Here is a 1,666-nt window from a genome sequence, read left to right as displayed (position 1 = left end):
GGGGGATCGCGCCGCGCGGGCGCAGCGCGCGGCTGCTGCTGCCGGCTCCCGGCGGTGAGCTCGGGGTGCCGGACGGGGCCGTGCCGGGGGGCGCGGTCACCGCCGGGGTGGACGTGGCCGTCGGACCAGGGGAGCCGGCGGTCGCGGCGGCACCGGGCGGGTCGCGACGCCCGGTGCCGTTCCCGGCGCGGGAGGCCGGGTGAGCGGACCGCGGCGCCGGAGTCGTGTGCCGGCGTCGAGCTCAGGCGAGTGGGGCGGGGTTGGACGCCGCCCGCTCGGCTCGGAGGACCTGGACGGGTGAGGCAGTGGTGAGTGAGTGTGAGTGAGGCGGAGGACGTCCCGCCCTGCGACGAGCCGGTGCGGGTGCTGGCGCTGTGGTCACCCGACTGGCCGGTCACCGCGGCGGCCCGGGCGGCGCACGTCCCGGCGCACCGGCCGGCGGCGGTGTTCGTGGCCAACCGGGTGCTGGCCTGCTCGGCGGTGGCCAGGGCGCAGGGCGTGCGGCGGGGGTTGCGCCGCCGGGAGGCCCAGGCCCGCTGCCCCGACCTGGCCGTCCTCGCCCCCGACCCGGACCGCGACGCCCGCGCCTTCGAGCCGGTGGTGGCGGCGGTCGAGGAGCTGGCGCCGGGGGTGGAGGTGGTGCGGCCGGGGTTGGTGGCGCTGCCGGCCAGGGGGCCGGTGGGCTACTTCGGCGGCGAGTCGGCGGCCGCCGAGCGCCTGGTCGACCAGGTCGCCGCGCGCACCGGGGTGGAGTGCCAGGTCGGGTTGGCCGACGGGTTGTTCGCGGCGGTGCTGGCGGCGCGCCGCGGGGTGGCCGTCGCCGCCGGCGGCACCCCGGCGTTCCTGGCCCCGCTGGAGGTCGACGAGCTCGACCGCGAGCCCGACGTCGACCGCTCCGAGCTGGTCGGCCTGCTGCACCGGCTGGGCCTGCGCAGCCTGGGGGCGTTCGGCGCGTTGGCGGCCAGTGACGTCGCGTCCCGGTTCGGCGCCGACGCGGTGCTCGCCCACCGGCTCGCCCGCGGCCTCGACCCGCGGCCCCCCGTCCGCCGCCACCCGCCCGAGGAGCTGGCCGTCGAGCTGGAGCTCGACCCCCCGGTCGACCGGGTCGACGCGGCCGCGTTCGCCGCCCGCGGGCTCGCCGAGCGGCTGCACCGCACGCTGGCCGGGCACGGTCTGTCGTGCACCCGGCTCGGGGTTGCCGCCCGCACGGTGGGCGGGGAGGAGCTGTTCCGGGTGTGGCGCTGCGCGGAGCCGCTCACCCCCGCCGGCACGGTCGACCGGGTCCGCTGGCAGCTCGACTCCTGGCTCACCCGCGGCGGCTCGGGCGCGGTCGACCGGATGCGGCTGGTCCCCGAGGAGACGGTCACCGCGGGGGCGCTGCAGCTCGGGCTGTGGGGCGAGGTCGGCGAGGCCGACGAGCGCGCCGGGCGGGCGCTGGTGCGGGTGCAGGCGCTGCTGGGGCCCGAGTCGGTGCTCACCGCGGTCCTGGTGGGCGGGCGTGACCCGGCCGAACGCGTCCGGCTGGTGCCGTGGGGCGACACCCGCGACGGCGCCGGCGCCCCGGACGCCGGGGAGACCGGGGTCGAGGTGGCGCCGTCCGCGCCGGGGGCGGGCCCGCCGGCGCTCGACGGGCCGCCCGAGCTGTGGGCCGTCCCGGAGGGCACCG

The 1,666-nt window shown here is 80.7% G+C and carries 2 protein-coding genes; both read left to right on the top strand.

Annotation, left to right across the window (positions count from 1 at the left end; genetic code table 11):
- The coding region (locus KIK08_RS38885) for a hypothetical protein (protein WP_214408308.1) at positions 1-203 on the top strand (203 nt) is incomplete at its 5' end.
- Between the two features lie 115 nt (positions 204-318).
- Positions 319-1,666: DNA polymerase Y family protein (locus KIK08_RS38880; RefSeq protein WP_308258167.1), on the top strand; the 1,348-nt coding region annotated here is incomplete at its 3' end.

Source organism: Pseudonocardia lacus (assembly GCF_018531445.1).
Taxonomy (GTDB): Bacteria; Actinomycetota; Actinomycetes; order Mycobacteriales; family Pseudonocardiaceae; genus Pseudonocardia; species Pseudonocardia lacus.
The sequence above is the reverse complement of the archived record's forward strand: the minus strand, read 5'-3'. Positions and strand labels throughout refer to the sequence as shown.